Genomic DNA, 13961 nt, shown 5'->3' on the forward strand with positions numbered 1-13961 from the left:
AACACACTCGCAACATAGATCACCCCAAGAGAGGTGATCACTCAGCTGGTGATACACCGCAGCAGAGGCATCTCACCGGTTCGAATGGGAACAGCGGAGGAGAGCGGTGCCTCGCCGAAGGGAAAAGGCGGTTCCGCCTGCGAACTCAGCCCTTGACCGCATCTCCAGTGGCACTGGGTAGGATGTAGCGCTGCAGGCCAATGAACAGACCCAGCACCGGCAGAATCGACACCACCGCACCGGCCGCCACCAGGCGCCAATCCAGCGAAAAACTGGTGGCGAGCTGCTGCAGGCCCAGGGGCAGGGTGTAGAGCTTGGGGTCGTCGAGGATCACCAGCGGCCAGAGGAAATCACTCCAGGTGCCGATGAACACGAACATCGCCAGGGTGATCAGATCAGCCCGCGCCGCCGGGATCATCACGTTCCACCACTCCCCCAGGGGCGTGCAGCCGTCGATGCGGGCCGCTTCCTCCAGCTCCACCGGCACCCCGGCGAAGCTCTGGCGCAGCAGAAAGATGCCGAAGGCCGTGGCGGCCTGGGGCAGGATCAGGGCCCAGAGGGTGTTGCGCAGCCCCAGCTGCACCATCAGCAGGTAGAGCGGGATCATCACCACCTGGAAGGGGATCAGAATCGTGGCCACCACCAGGGCCAGCACCAGGCCCCGACCGGCGAAGCGCATCCGCGCCAGCGGATAGGCGGCCAGGGAACAGAACAACAGGTTGGCGACCACCGCCAGCCCACTGACGATCGTGCTGTTGAGAATGTAGGCGCCGATCGGGTTTTCGCCGAACAGCCGGCCATAGGCCTCCAGACTGGGCTGGGCCGGCAGCAGGGCCGGCGGCATCGTGAAGATGTCCTCGGCCGGGCCCTTGAGCGAGGTGCTCACCAACCAGAACAGGGGCACCAGCATGGCGATGGCCAGCAGCAGCAGCAGGGCCAGCTGCAGGGCGCGCACCAGCACGCCCCGGGGTCGCGCGCTCGTCACACCCGCGGCCGATCGGCCAGGGGCAGATCGCCCACCGGCAATGGCGCCTTCTGGGGATGGAGCGGGCTGCGCTGGGTGCCGGCCACCAGGCGGTTGAGGGCGTTGACGAAGGCCTGGGCCGCCGCCACCACGATGTCGGTGTCGGCGGCATGGCCGGAGTATAGCACGCCATTCTGGCGCAGGCGGATCGTCACCTCGCCCATGGCATCAATCCCCTCGGTGACCGACTTCACCGAGAACTCCACCAGTTCGTTGGGCACCTGGGCCAGGCGGTTGAGGGCCTGACACACGGCATCCACCGGTCCTGTGCCGATGGATGCCTCGGTGAGGTCGGCGCCATCGGCGCTGGTGAGGGTCACGGTGGCCGTGGGCAACAGGCCTGTGCCGCAACTCACCTGCACCGACTTGAGGGCGTAGCGGGCCTCATCCTGCTGCTGCACCTGCTCGCTCACGATCGCCTCCAGGTCGCGGTCGGTGATCTCACGCTTGCGATCAGCCAGCTCCTTGAAGCGGGCGAAGGCGTCGTCGAGATCCTCGCGATCGAGGTTGTAGCCGAGCTCCTCCAGGCGGGCACGGAAGGCGCTGCGGCCGGAGAGCTTGCCCAGGGAGATGCGGTTGTCGGCCAGGCCGATGGTGCGGGCGTCGATGATCTCGTAGGTGAGGCGGTTCTTGAGAACGCCGTCCTGGTGGATGCCCGATTCGTGGGCAAAGGCATTGGCCCCCACGATCGCCTTGTTGGGCTGCACAGCCATGCCGGTGAGGTTGCTCACCAGCCGCGAGGTCTTGTAGATCTCCTCGGTGCGGATGCCCGTGAGCGGCTCGGTGCTCTCCACCGGCCGGCCCAGGAAAGGGTTGAAGTAGCTGCGGCGAACGTGCAGCGCCATCACCAGCTCCTCGAGCGAGGCGTTGCCGGCCCGCTCGCCGATGCCGTTGATCGTGCACTCCAGCTGGCGGGCGCCGGTCTTCACGGCCTCCAGGAAGTTGGCCACGGCCAGGCCCAGGTCGTTGTGGCCATGCACGGAGATCACCGCCTGATCGATGTTGGGCACATGGCGATTGATCCCATCGATGAGGGCACCGAATTCAGCCGGGGTGGTGTATCCCACGGTATCGGGGATGTTCACCGTGGTGGCACCGGCAGCGATCGCCGCCTCAATCACTTGATAGAGGAATTCGGGGTCGGAGCGGCCAGCGTCCTCGCAGGAGAACTCCACGTCGTCCACGAGGGAGCGGGCGTAATCCACCATCTCCGCGGCGATCTGCAGCACCTCGGCGCGGCTCTTGCGCAGCTTGTGCTCGAGGTGGATGTCGCTGGTGGCGATGAAGGTGTGGATGCGCCTGTGGGCGGCGGGAGCAACGGCGTCGGCGCAGGCCTTGATGTCGCCGCGGGCCGCCCGGGAGAGGCCGCAGATGATTGGCCCCTCGGCACTGCCGACGCTGGCGGCGATGCGCTGCACCGCGTTGAAATCCCCGGGGCTGGCAAAGGGGAAGCCCGCCTCGATCACATCCACGCCCAGCCGGGCCAGCTGCTGCGCGATCGCCAGCTTCTCCTCAAGGTTGAGGCTGGCGCCCGGGGACTGCTCCCCATCGCGCAGGGTGGTATCGAAGATCAATACCCGGCCGGGATCGCGGGCCATGGCGGTTACAAGGCGGACTTGATATGACTTAGCCCCATCCTAGGGGGCCGAGCGGCTGAACACCGGCGCCTGCAGCGCCTCGGCCTTCTCCAGCTGGGGCCGCAGCGTGGCCAGATCGACGAAGCGATCGGCGGCGTTACGCAGCTCCCGGGGCACCATGCCGTCGGTGTTGAACACCGTGATCCGCAGCCCCCGGGCCCGCAGCACCTCCACCAGGCGCTCCAGGTCGCGGCTGCCGCTGAGGAGCCACAGCTCATCGCTGCGGTGGGCCACCGCCATCAGGTCGATGGCGATCTCCACATCCAGGTTGGCCCGAGCGAACTGGCGCTGCTCGGAGTCATGGCCGAATTCCCGCAACGGCTTGGTGCGCACCGTGTAGCCCAGGGAGGTGAGCGCGTCGCGGAACGGGCGCTGGTCGGTGGGATCCTTCAGGCCGGTGTACCAGAAGGCGCTGCCGATCTCCACCCCAGGGGTGGCCGTGGCGTACTCCAGTAGCCGGCGCGGATCGAAGAACCAACCCAGCTTCTGCTGGGCATAGAACATGCTGTGACCATCCACCGCCAGGGCCAGCTGCATCGGCGCTCCATCGCGGAGTCCAGCCTAGGAGCAGCGCCTAAGCTGACTGCCAATCCAGGGGAGTGCCGTGGCCGGTGGCGAACGGGCACCAGTGCATGGTGGTCCGGGGGCGGCCAGTGACTCTGCGGGAGCTGCCAGCGATGCTCCGACTGCCAGAGGTGGCGACCTGGCGATCGTCCTGCACGCCCACCTGCCCTACGTCCACAGCAGCGAGCCCGGCTCCCTGGAGGAGGACTGGTATTTCCAGGCCCTGCTGGAGTGCTACATCCCGCTGCTGGAGGTGCTGGAGGCCGCAGCCGCCGACCCCGCCCAGCGGCCGCGGCTGAGCCTGGGGCTCTCGCCCACCCTGCTGTCGCTGCTGGGCAGCGCCGAGCTGGGCGCCCGCTTCCAGCCCTGGCTGGCGGTGCGCCTGGAGCTGCTGGCCCAGGCTCACCCCAGCCATGCCGCCGCCGCCAGCGCCCAGGCCGCCCGGCTGGAGGCCACCATCGCCGCCTGGCAGTCCTGCGGCGGCGACCTGCTGCCCCGCTTCCGCCGGCTGCAGCAGGCCGGAGTGCTCGATCTGCTCACCTGCGCCGCCACCCACGGCTACCTGCCGCTGCTGCGGGAGTTCCCTGAGGCGGTGCGGGGCCAGCTGCTCACGGCGGTGCGCGAACACGAGCGGCTGCTGGGGACGCGGCCCCAGGGGATCTGGCTGCCGGAATGCGCCTACTACGAGGGGCTCGATCGGATCCTCACAGGCGCGGGCCTGCGCTACGCGATCCTCGATGCCCATGGCCTGCTGCACGGGCTGCCGCGGCCCCGCTTCGGCGTTTACGCGCCGATCGTGAGCCCCGGCGGCATGGCCTTCTTCGGCCGCGACAGCGGCTCCACCCTGCCGGTGTGGAGCGCCCGCGACGGCTACCCCGGCCAGGCCGCCTACCGGGAATTCCACCGCGACCTCGGCTGGGACCTGCCGTCCAGCGAGCTGGTGGAGCATGGCATCGCCAGCCCCAGGCCCCTGGGCCTGAAGCTGCATAGCGTCAGCGGTCGCGACTGCCCGCTGGAGCAGAAGCAGCCCTACGAGCCGAAGCGGGCCGCCGCCGCCGCCGCCGCCGATGCCGGCCATTACCTGGCGGGGCGCCGCGAGCAACTGGAGCAGCTGGCCGGGGCCATGGAGCGGCGGCCGCTGCTGGTGGCCCCCTTCGACGCCGAGCTGTTCGGCCACTGGTGGTACGAGGGTCCACGCTTCCTGGCCGAGCTGTTCCGCCAGGCGCCGGCGGCCAGCGTGGGCCTGGTGAGCCTGCGGGAGAGCCTGGGCGGCGGCCAGACCCTGCAGCTCTGCCAGCCCTCCCCCTCCAGCTGGGGCCAGGGCGGCTACCACAACTACTGGCTCAACGAGACCAACGCCTGGATCGTGCCGGAGTGGCACCGCGCCACCGCCGCCATGGTGGCCCGGGTGAACAGTGGCGTGGCCAGCGCCCAGGCCCGGGATCTGCTCAACCAGGCCGCCCGCGAACTGCTGCTGGCCCAGAGCTCCGACTGGAGCTTCATCCTGCGGGCCGGCACCACCACCGACCTGGCCCGCGAGCGCATCCACCGCCACCTGAACCGCTTCTGGCGGCTGCTGGCCGCCGTGGATGGCCGCGATACGCCCCCGGCCGACTGGCTGGCGGCGGTGCAGCGGGAGGATGGCCTGTTTCCGCTGGTGAATGCGGCCGACTGGGCCAGCCTGCCGCTCAGATCACCTCCAGCTGGTTGAGGGTGCCGGGCTGCAGGGCCCCGCTCCTCAGGGCCAGAACAGCCGGCCCAGCAGCGCCAGCTCACGGCCGCGGGGCTCCAGCAGCCCCCAGCGCACGCTCCAGGGGGCCGTGGCGAACAGGCGCAGCATCGCGGCGATCAGCTGCGGCAGGGGCAGGGTGTTGGTGAGAAAGCCATACCACTGCGCGGGGGGCATGGCGAAAAAGTTGGCGAAGAACGCCCGCAGCTGGGCCTCGGGGAAGCGCATCAGCTTGTCGAGGCCGAAGCGGTAGAGGGCGTGCTTGCGGCGCAGCTGGAGGGGCCAGAGGGCCGCCCAGGCACGGCGAGCCAGGTTGGCGGAGTCGAGCCCCGGAGTGCGCAGGCCCGAGGCAATCGCGGCCGCCAGAACGGGGGCCCGGCGCAGCAGCGCGCCCACCATGTAACCGGAGGCGGGATGCACCATCGAGGCTGCCCCACCAAACCCCACCACCTGCTGCCCGAGGTCCGGCAGGGGGAGGTTCATCGGGAACAGGCAGAACTCCTCGTGCTGGATCTCCAGCACCTGCACACCGCGATGGGCCAGGCGGCGCAGCAGCCGATCCTTCAGCGTGTCGTAGGGGACGGGCGGCGCCAGGGCGAGCGAGGTTTCCTCGACAAAGAACACGCCGCCACCGAGATCCATGGCGTAGAGAAACGTGGGCGACTCCCACCGCTCCTGCGGGGTGAGGTGATCGCAGCGGTAGTCCATCAACACGAACTGGCCGGGCTGCACCGGTGGGGCCGAGAAGGTGCCCACCACCCCGTAGGCGGCCTGGCCCGCCACCGGCCCGTCATCGGGGCGCTGCACAAACACCGGCTGATGGCCACTGGCATCCACCACCAGCCGGGCACTCAGCTCCTGGCCCTCCTGGGTGGTGACGGTGGACTGCAGCGCCTCGTGCCGGATCGCGGTGGCCAGGCCGCGGTGCCAGCGCAGCCCACCGCCGCGGCACTGCTCCAGCCAGTGGTGCTGCAGCTTGGTCTTGTCGAACAGGCCGTAGTCGATCCCATGGCTCACGGCACCGCGCTGCCCGGTCCCATGCTCCGTGGCAGGCGACTGGGGATCCGCGCCGAAGTAGCTGCTGGTATGGCTCCAGCGGTGGCCCAGCAAGGCCTCCAGGCCCAGGGCATCAACCTCAGGCCCCCAGATGCCGTAGGTATTGGCCCAGGGGACCTCGGGATCGACGCTGGCCAGGGCTTCCACCATGAGGCCCTGCTCCACCAGGGCGGCGGCGATGGCCAGAGCGGCCGGTCCCGAGCCGATCACGAGCACATCCACCGCCATCACACCACCACATCCAGGCCGGCCCGGTTGTTCGCCTGCAGCTCCGGGGCCTCGAGGATCTCCCCCTCGGGGTCGGCGATCACCTCCAGCCTATGGGCACCGGCCGCCAGGGCCAGGGGCACGCTGAACTGTTCGCTCGCTCCAGCGGCCAGCCAGGGCAGGCGCAGGTAGCGATGGCCCGCGTAGCGGTCGTCGACCACCACGGCGACCCCCACATCGCTCACATCCAGGGCGCCGCGGTTGGCCACCGTGAACAGGGCGGATCCGGCCTCAAAGCGCAGGTCCTCCACCGCCAGATCACTCGCCAGGTGATGCAGCTGGGTCAGCGGATAGATCGCCAGGGAATCGAGGGCCTGCAGCCGGGTACCGGGATGTTCGTGGTGCAGGTGTCCGCCATAGCGCAGATCGGTGCTGCAGCCATGCAGGTGCAGATGGGCACCGGCCTGGGGCACGGTGACCCGGCCATAGCCGGGGTCAATGTCGAAGAAGCCGCAGCAATCCCAGAGCAGGGAGCGGCCGAGGAAGCGGATCGGATCGGCGGGGTCCCCCGGATCCTCGGGGGCGAGGCGATAGTGCTGCAGCAGGTCGTAGAGGCTGCGGCCGGCCGTGCCCTCGCTGGCCTCACTGCTGGCCACGGCGGTGTTGCGACGCTGCTGGCCCATGCACAGCTTGGAGGCCACCGTGATCACCAGGGAATGCCAGTGGGCCATCAGGCGCACGCCATAGATGGGGGCCTCGACCAGCCGTCCGTCTGAGCGCAGCCTGGCGATCGCCGCCGCCACCAGCTCCTGCAGCGGTCGCCCCTGCACCGGGCCCAGCTCGGCCGGATCAAGCGGCACCCGCAGCGCCGCGGCATCGCCGCTGAAGCACACATAGGGAAAGTGGCCACTGCCATCGCCGGGCCGCAGGGCCCGGATGCCGCCATCGCCAGCCTGACACTTCCAGATGGTGGTGTGGCCGGCGGCGTTGCGCAGGAAGGTGAGTTCGCCGTTGTCGACACTGGTGGTGGTGCCCAGCCCCAGCACATCCCCCTCCAGGGGAATGGCCTCCAGGGGGAGATGCTCCTTCACATCCCCCTGGATCAGGTCGCTGATGGTGTTGGCGATCCAGAGCTCTCCGCCGCGATCAGGCATCGGGTTCAGCAGCCTCGGCCTGGGCGGCATCCGATGGGCCATCGTCGGCCTGGGCGGCCTCCGGCGGGGTGACGTCAGCTCCGTCGGGTTCCTCGGCAGCAGCGGTTTCCTCCTCCTCCGGCGCGGGCGGCACCAGCACCACCTCGGTCAGGCGGTCACCGGAATCCAGCTTCTGCAGCCGCACGCCGGTGGCGGCGCGCGACTGCTGGGGCACCGCGTCAGCCTGCATGCGCACGATCACACCGCGCTCGCTCACCAGCAGCAGCTCCTCGCCGGCGCCGAGCACCTTGAGACCCACCAGCACGTCACCGTCGCGGCGGAACTTCATGCAACGCAGGCCCATGCCGGCCCGCTTCTGCAGCCGGAACTGATCTACAGGCACCCGCTTGCCCAGACCACTGGCGGAGGCCACCAGGACCCAGGGGCCCTCGCTCGGGGTCACCTCATCGTCCTCGGCTTCGCCGTCGTCATCGCCGGCGGCGGCACCCTCCACCCGGTCGGCCAACTCCACCGGCAGCACGTCCATGCTCACCAGCGAATCGCCCTCGCGCAGGTTCATGGCACGCACGCCTCGGGCGGTGCGGCCCAGGGGACGCAGCTCCTCGTCGCTGAGGCGGAAGTGAATCGTCATGCCGTTGCGCGAACCGATCAGCACGCTGTCCCCGGGCAGGGCGAGCCGCACCCAGGTGAGGGCATCGCCATCCTCCAGGGAAATGGCGATCAGGCCGTTGGAGCGGATGTTGGCGAAGGCAGAGAGACGCGTGCGCTTGATGTAACCGCCGCTGGTGAGCATCACCAGCACCATGTTGTCCTCGAAGGCACCCACCGCCAGGAGGGAGGTGATTTGCTCCTCGCGGGGGATCGGCAGCAGCTGCACGATCGGCGTACCCTTGGCGGAGCGACTGCAGATCGGCACCCGATAGGCAGGCACGGAATACACCACGCCACGATCGCTGAACAGCAGCAGGTTGTCGTGGTCGTTGCAGCTGATGAACAGCTTCACGGCCTCCTCGCCCTGACCCTTGGCACCGGGGCTGCGGGTACCGGCCTTGCCCCGGGTGCCGCGGCTGGTGGCCTCGAACTCGCTCACCGGCATGCGCTTGAGGTAGCCGTTCTCGGTGAGCAGCACCACCGAGCGCTCATTGGCGATCAGGTCGATGTCTTCCAGGCCGCCCTCGAGATCGAGAATCTCGGTGCGGCGCGGGGAGTCGTAGCGGCTGCGGATCGCCTGCAGCTCGTCGGTGATGATGCCGAGCACCCGCTCCTTGCGAGCCAGGATGTCCTTGTAGTCGGTGATCTTGGCGAGTAGATCCTCATGCTCAAGGCGGATCTTATCGGCCTCCAGGGCCGTGAGCCGCCGCAGCTGCATCTGCAGGATCGCGTCGGCCTGGATCTCGCTGAGGCCGAACTGTTCCTGCAGCTCCTGGCGTGCCGTGGCGGTGTCGGCGGCGCCGCGGATCAGGGCGATGATCGCGTCGAGGTTGTCGAGGGCGATCAGCAGACCCAGCAGGATGTGGTCGCGCTCCTCGGCCTTGCGCAGCAGGTAGCGGGTGCGCCGCTCGATGGTCTCGACGCGGAACTCGAGGAACACCTCGAGCATCTTGCGCAGGGTGAGCAGCACCGGCTCGCCCTTCACCAGCGCCAGCATGTAGGCGCTGAAGTTGTTCTGCAGCGGCGTGAGCTTGAACAGGTTGTTGAGCACCACCTGCGGGTAGGCATCCCTCCGCAACTCGATCACGATCCGCATGCCGTCGCGGTCGGATTCGTCGCGGATGTCGGCGATGCCCTCGAGCTTCTTGTCGTTCACCAGCTCGGCGATGCGCTCAATCAGCGCCGCCTTGTTGGTCTGGTAGGGCAGTTCGGTGATGATCACCGCATCGCGGTCGGGCCGGCCCTTGGCTTCGATCGTCTCGATCGAGGCGACGCCGCGCATGGTCACCGAGCCGCGGCCCGTGGTGTACATCTCGCGAATGCCGCGGCGGCCCAGGATCTGGCCGCCGGTGGGGAAGTCGGGGCCAGGGATCAGCGACGTCAGCACGCGATCGTCGACGTCCGGATCGGCGATCAGGGCCAGCAGACCGTCGATCAGCTCGGTGAGGTTGTGGGGCGGGATGTTGGTCGCCATCCCCACGGCGATGCCGGTGGAGCCGTTGAGCAGCAGCTGGGGGATGCGCGCCGGCATCACCGTGGGCTCCTGCTGGGAACCGTCGAAGTTGTCGATGAAATCGACGGTCTCGGCTTCGATGTCCTCGAGCAGGCTGTCGGTGGTGAGGGCCTGCAGCCGCGATTCGGTGTAGCGCATGGCGGCCGGCGGATCATTGTCCACCGAGCCGAAGTTGCCGTGGCCGTCGATCAGCGGCATGCGCATGGAGAAGTCCTGCGCCATCCGCACCAGCGCGTCGTACACCGCCGTGTCGCCATGGGGGTGGTACTTACCCAGCACCTCGCCCACCACGCGGGCGCACTTGCGGTAGGGCCGGTCGCTGGTGAGGCCCAGCTCGTACATCGCGTAGAGGATGCGGCGATGCACCGGCTTGAGGCCATCGCGGGCGTCGGGCAGGGCCCGGCCCACGATCACGCTCATCGCATACTCCAGGTAGGAGCGCGACATCTCGTTGCGGAGGTCGGCCTGGATGATCCGGGAATCCCCGTTGTTGCCGGATTCGCCGGGACCTGTGGGACCGGTCCCTACTGGATCCGCCATCGATGACCGCCTGAGTTGACGCCATTTTATCGAGTGTTGCGGCCATGACCCCCCAGCCCCGGCTCCTGGAGCCCCGCAGCGAGGCGGAGCTGCGGGAACGGCAGCGCCGCGGAGAGCTCCGGGTGTGCACCGGGGCCGCCTTTCGGGAACAGGTGGAGGCCGAGGGGCTGGAGACCGCCTACGCCGCCATCGACGTGGTGGTGGCCGCCAATGCCGAGTTCACCGACCAGGCCTCGCTGCTACTGGGCCTGGGCCCGAGCGATCCGCCGATCCGGGTGCGCGAGTTCCGGCTGGGGGGCGTGGCGGGCCTGGGCGGCAGCGGCGCCACCGATCTGGTGCTGCCCATCGGCGGCGGCCTGTCGGACCCGAACCACCGCGGCGGCGCCCAGGTGCTGGCCGACCTGCTGGCGGGAGCTGAGCTGCCGCTGACGGCCAGCGGTGAGGCCACGCCTCTGCACCCCCGCCGCGAACTGGAGAGCCGCCTCTCCCTGGAGCGCATCGGCAGCGGCCGGCTGCTGCTGCACCGCGGCATCAGCGAGAACGGCGTGGTGGCGGTGAGCAGTGCCGAGGGGCTGACCCGCAGTCCCCTGGGCCCCCTGCTGGGCCCCTACACGACGGCCCTGTACAGCTGCGGCGGCAGCGCCAGCATCGGGCTGACCATGCCGGGCCTGTCGCTGCTGGGGCCGGGCTCGCCGGTGCTGGTGGGTGGAGCCCTGGGCTGGGCCCTGGGCCCCGGCAGCGGCCACAACCCCGCCCCCCGGCGCCTGCCCAGCGGCCACGCCCGCGTGCCCGGCGCCGCCTGCGCCCTGGCGGTGGATCTGCAGGGCCTGCGGCCCGCCTGGGTGCGGGCCACCCACTTCGAGGGCCACGGCAGCGGCCTGCTGGTGGGGGTGGCGGCGCCAGTGCCGCTGCTGGATCTGGCGGTGGCGCGCCAGGCCGCCGCCGGCGACCACGAGCTGGAGGCGCCGGTGCTCGACTTCTCGATCCCGCGCCGGATCAAACCGAGCTTCGGCTGTGTCCCCTACAGCCAGCTGCTGGCGGGCGAGATCCAGGTGGACGGCCGCAAGCTGCGCTGCGCCCCATCCCACAGCCCTCGCATCGCCGCCGAGATCGCCGCCGAACTGGTGGCCCAGCTGCGGGACGGCCGCTTCCCGCTGCGACTGCCCCTGGCGCCCCTGGGGGAGCGACCCGGCCTGATTCCGCTGGAGGGCTGAGGCGGCGGCAGGGAGCGGTCAGGGCAGCGACCCCGGGGGAACCCTGCAGACGGGAAACGGCCGTAAACTCCCCCACCGACCTGCGCGCTCTGGATCCATGGCTGACGCTTTCGCCGCCTCGAACGAAGGCCCCCAGCCGACCGACTCAAGCCCAGACGGCGGGGCCGGCACCGACCAGGGCGAAGCCCCCCTGGAGCCACCGACCAGCCTGTTCAGGCACACCGAGACAGCACCCGGCACGGGCTTGCCCTTGGCCGCTGAGTCACCGCTGCCAGCCGATGTGGCCCAGGGCGAACCCACCGGCGAACCGCAGCACTTGGAGCCAACCGAGCCCACAGCCAGTGCCTTCGATGCGCCGGCACCCGAACCCAGCGAGCCCGCGCCGCCCCCCCAAGTCATCGCGGTCGAACCCACACCGGCGGCCCCGGAAGCCCCAGCCAGTCCCCCGGCACCCACCGCGCCGGCAGAACCGAGCGTGGCCACCACGATCGAGGTTCCGCCCCTGGAGCCCGGTGAGGGCGGCGAATGGGAGCTGCTGGTGGCCAAGGTGCGGCAGTGGCTTGCCAGCGGCCAGCTGCGAGAGCTGTTCAACACGGCACGCACGCCGCTCACCCTGCTGGCCTACCTGGTGGCGGCGGTGCTGGTGCTGCAGATCTATGCCGCCCTGCTGGATGTCCTGGAGGACATCCCCCTGGTGCCCGGCCTGCTGGAGCTCGTGGGCGTGATCACCGTGGTGCGCTTTGCCCTGACGCGGCTGGTGCGCAGCAGCGACCGCCAGCAGGTGGTCGACGGCCTCAAGAGCCGCTGGAACGCCTTCCGCGGCCAGGGCTGAGTCCGGCTCCCGCCACCGGGGGGACCCTGGCGCCATCGGGCCGGTTGATAGCTTGGCCCGATTGCGTCAACGTTCCAGGTGGACATTCAGCTCGGCCGTTCCCGTACCGTCCGTCGCGCCTACGGCATCGACGAGATCGCCCTGGTGCCGGGCGGTCGCACGGTGGATCCAGCCGTCACCGACAGCAGCTGGAGCCTGGGCGGAATCACCCGCGAGATCCCGATCATCGCCAGCGCCATGGACGGCGTGGTGGATGTGGGCGTGGCGGTGGAACTCACCAAGCTCGGCGCCCTGGGGGTGCTGAACCTGGAGGGGGTGCAGTGCCGCTATGACGACCCCAATCCGGTGCTCGATCGCATCGCGGCGGTGGGCAAGGACGCGTTCGTGCCGCTGATGCAGGAGCTCTACAGCCAGCCCGTGCGCGAGGACCTGATCCGCAAGCGCATCGCCGAGATCAAGGAGCGGGGCGGCATTGCGGCGGTGAGCGCCACCCCCGTGGCGGCCCTGAAGTTCGGCCAGGCCATCGCTGAGGCCGGCGCTGATCTGTTCTTCGTGCAGGCCACGGTGGTGAGCACCGAGCACATCGGCCCCGAGGGCCAGGAGACCCTGGACCTGGCGACCCTCTGCCGTGATTTCGGCGTGCCCGTGGTGATCGGCAACTGCGTCACCTACGACGTGGCTCTGCAGCTGATGCGGGCCGGCGCTGCCGGCGTGATGGTGGGCATCGGCCCCGGCGCCGCCTGCACCAGCCGCGGCGTGCTGGGCATCGGCATCCCCCAGGCCACCTCCGTGGCCGACTGCGCCGCCGCCCGCGACGACTACTTCGCCGAGAGCGGCCGCTACGTGCCGATCGTGGCCGACGGCGGCATCGTCACCGGCGGTGACATCTGCAAATGCCTGGCCTGCGGCGCCGACGCCGTGATGATCGGCTCACCGATCGCCCGCGCCGCCGAGGCCCCCGGCCGCGGCTTCCACTGGGGCATGGCCACCCCCAGCCCGGTGCTGCCCCGCGGCACCCGCATCAAGGTGGGCACCACCGGCAGCCTGGAGAAGATCCTGCGCGGCCCCGCCGGCCTCGACGACGGCACCCAGAACCTTCTGGGCTGCATCAGGACATCGATGGGTACCCTCGGCGCCCGCACCCTCAAGGAGATGCAGCAGGTGGAGGTGGTGGTGGCTCCCTCGCTGCTGACCGAAGGCAAGGTGTACCAGAAGGCCCAGCAGCTGGGCATGGGCAAGTAAGGATCCCCGCCACGGACCGGCGGCGCCCCGCTCCAGGCGCAGGCTCTAGTCTCAGGGTGTGCGGGCTTAGGCCCACACACTCCTCACACCCCCAAGCCCGGCGCGTCCGGGCCTTTTGTCTTCATTACGAGCCCGCTGCGCCACCGGAGAAAGCCCAGGTGGCGTTGCTAGATTCCGGGCATCCTGATTCCCCTACGGATGTCCAGCGCAGCTGCCGTCACCGACGCGTCCTTCGAGCAAGACGTGCTCAAGAGCGAGGTGCCCGTGCTGGTGGACTTCTGGGCTCCCTGGTGTGGCCCCTGCCGCATGGTGGCCCCGATCGTCGATGAGATCGCCAAGGAGTTCGAAGGCAAGATCAAGGTGTTCAAGCTCAACACTGACGAAAACCCCAACGTCGCCAGCCAGTACGGCATCCGCAGCATCCCCACCCTGATGGTGTTCAAGGGCGGTCAGAAAGTGGACACGGTGGTGGGTGCCGTTCCCAAGACCACCCTCTCGGGCACCATCTCCAAGTACCTCTGACTCTCACGTTCTGAGTTCCGCCTTCTCGCCCGCCTACTCCACAGGCCAGAGTCCGCTGGATGCCCTGGGGTCCCTG

At 69.6% G+C, this 13961-nt stretch carries 11 protein-coding genes; 5 read left to right on the plus strand and 6 right to left on the minus strand.

Annotated features, from left to right (window positions below; translation table 11 throughout):
* Positions 1-145: 145 nt before the first annotated feature.
* The 3 genes from CJZ98_RS02485 to CJZ98_RS02495 are packed head-to-tail and all read right to left on the minus strand — an operon-like array spanning position 146 to position 3198.
* Positions 146-985, minus strand: coding sequence for a carbohydrate ABC transporter permease (locus CJZ98_RS02485; RefSeq protein WP_094588015.1), 840 nt, complete (start codon positions 983-985; stop codon positions 146-148).
* Positions 982-2622 (minus strand): 2-isopropylmalate synthase, encoded by a 1641-nt coding sequence (locus CJZ98_RS02490; RefSeq protein WP_094588017.1) that lies wholly within the window; start codon positions 2620-2622, stop codon positions 982-984. Before CJZ98_RS02490 ends, CJZ98_RS02485 begins: the two co-directional genes overlap by 4 nt.
* A gap of 39 nt (positions 2623-2661) precedes the next feature.
* Positions 2662-3198, minus strand: coding sequence for a LabA-like NYN domain-containing protein (locus CJZ98_RS02495; protein ID WP_094588019.1), 537 nt, complete (start codon positions 3196-3198; stop codon positions 2662-2664).
* A gap of 166 nt (positions 3199-3364) precedes the next feature.
* On the opposite strand from CJZ98_RS02495, the gene CJZ98_RS02500 reads away from it, so the two are divergent.
* The gene (locus CJZ98_RS02500; RefSeq protein ID WP_094588275.1) at positions 3365-4936 is read left to right on the plus strand and encodes a glycoside hydrolase family 57 protein; all 1572 of its coding nucleotides are present in this window, start codon (positions 3365-3367) and stop codon (positions 4934-4936) included.
* A 27-nt stretch (positions 4937-4963) separates the two neighbouring features.
* Here the strand turns inward: CJZ98_RS02500 and crtL are convergent, their stop codons facing one another.
* Genes crtL through gyrA form a run of 3 tightly spaced genes read right to left on the minus strand, consistent with a single transcriptional unit; the run spans position 4964 to position 10075 of the window.
* The gene (crtL, locus tag CJZ98_RS02505) at positions 4964-6238 is read right to left on the minus strand and encodes a lycopene beta cyclase (RefSeq protein WP_094588021.1); all 1275 of its coding nucleotides are present in this window, start codon (positions 6236-6238) and stop codon (positions 4964-4966) included.
* On the minus strand, positions 6238-7371 hold the full coding sequence (locus CJZ98_RS02510; protein WP_094588277.1) for a CARDB domain-containing protein: 1134 nt from the start codon (positions 7369-7371) through the stop codon (positions 6238-6240). The genes crtL and CJZ98_RS02510 overlap by 1 nt, the downstream gene beginning before the upstream one ends.
* Entirely contained in the window at positions 7364-10075 is a 2712-nt protein-coding gene (gyrA, locus tag CJZ98_RS02515) for a DNA gyrase subunit A (protein WP_094588023.1), read from the minus strand. The genes CJZ98_RS02510 and gyrA overlap by 8 nt, the downstream gene beginning before the upstream one ends.
* A 44-nt stretch (positions 10076-10119) precedes the next feature.
* On the opposite strand from gyrA, the gene CJZ98_RS02520 reads away from it, so the two are divergent.
* The 4 genes from CJZ98_RS02520 (at position 10120) to trxA (ending at position 13885) form a co-directional block, all read left to right on the plus strand.
* Positions 10120-11289, plus strand: a complete 1170-nt coding sequence (locus CJZ98_RS02520) for a homocysteine biosynthesis protein (protein ID WP_094588025.1) — start codon at positions 10120-10122, stop codon at positions 11287-11289.
* 97 nt (positions 11290-11386) lie between these two features.
* Positions 11387-12121, plus strand: a complete 735-nt coding sequence (locus CJZ98_RS02525; RefSeq protein ID WP_094588027.1) for a CAAD domain-containing protein — start codon at positions 11387-11389, stop codon at positions 12119-12121.
* A gap of 78 nt (positions 12122-12199) precedes the next feature.
* Positions 12200-13363: a GuaB3 family IMP dehydrogenase-related protein gene (locus CJZ98_RS02530; protein WP_094588029.1), complete on the plus strand. Its 1164-nt coding sequence runs from the start codon at positions 12200-12202 to the stop codon at positions 13361-13363.
* A 198-nt stretch (positions 13364-13561) separates the two neighbouring features.
* Positions 13562-13885: a thioredoxin gene (gene trxA, locus CJZ98_RS02535; protein ID WP_094588031.1), complete on the plus strand. Its 324-nt coding sequence runs from the start codon at positions 13562-13564 to the stop codon at positions 13883-13885.
* The last annotated feature ends 76 nt before the right edge of the window (positions 13886-13961 follow it).

Source organism: Vulcanococcus limneticus LL (assembly GCF_002252705.1).
Taxonomy (GTDB): domain Bacteria; phylum Cyanobacteriota; class Cyanobacteriia; order PCC-6307; family Cyanobiaceae; genus Vulcanococcus; species Vulcanococcus limneticus.

Excerpts from the sequence above, each read along its gene's own strand:
- CJZ98_RS02510 (WP_094588277.1), bottom strand. The coding sequence starts at position 7,371 with ATGCCTGATCGCGGCGGAGAGCTCTGGATCGCCAACACCATCAGCGAC.
- CJZ98_RS02525 (WP_094588027.1), top strand. The coding sequence starts at position 11,387 with ATGGCTGACGCTTTCGCCGCCTCGAACGAAGGCCCCCAGCCGACCGAC.
- CJZ98_RS02490 (WP_094588017.1), bottom strand. The coding sequence starts at position 2,622 with ATGGCCCGCGATCCCGGCCGGGTATTGATCTTCGATACCACCCTGCGC.
- crtL (WP_094588021.1), bottom strand. The coding sequence starts at position 6,238 with ATGGCGGTGGATGTGCTCGTGATCGGCTCGGGACCGGCCGCTCTGGCC.
- CJZ98_RS02520 (WP_094588025.1), top strand. The coding sequence starts at position 10,120 with ATGACCCCCCAGCCCCGGCTCCTGGAGCCCCGCAGCGAGGCGGAGCTG.
- trxA (WP_094588031.1), top strand. The coding sequence starts at position 13,562 with ATGTCCAGCGCAGCTGCCGTCACCGACGCGTCCTTCGAGCAAGACGTG.
- CJZ98_RS02495 (WP_094588019.1), bottom strand. The coding sequence starts at position 3,198 with ATGCAGCTGGCCCTGGCGGTGGATGGTCACAGCATGTTCTATGCCCAG.
- gyrA (WP_094588023.1), bottom strand. The coding sequence starts at position 10,075 with ATGGCGGATCCAGTAGGGACCGGTCCCACAGGTCCCGGCGAATCCGGC.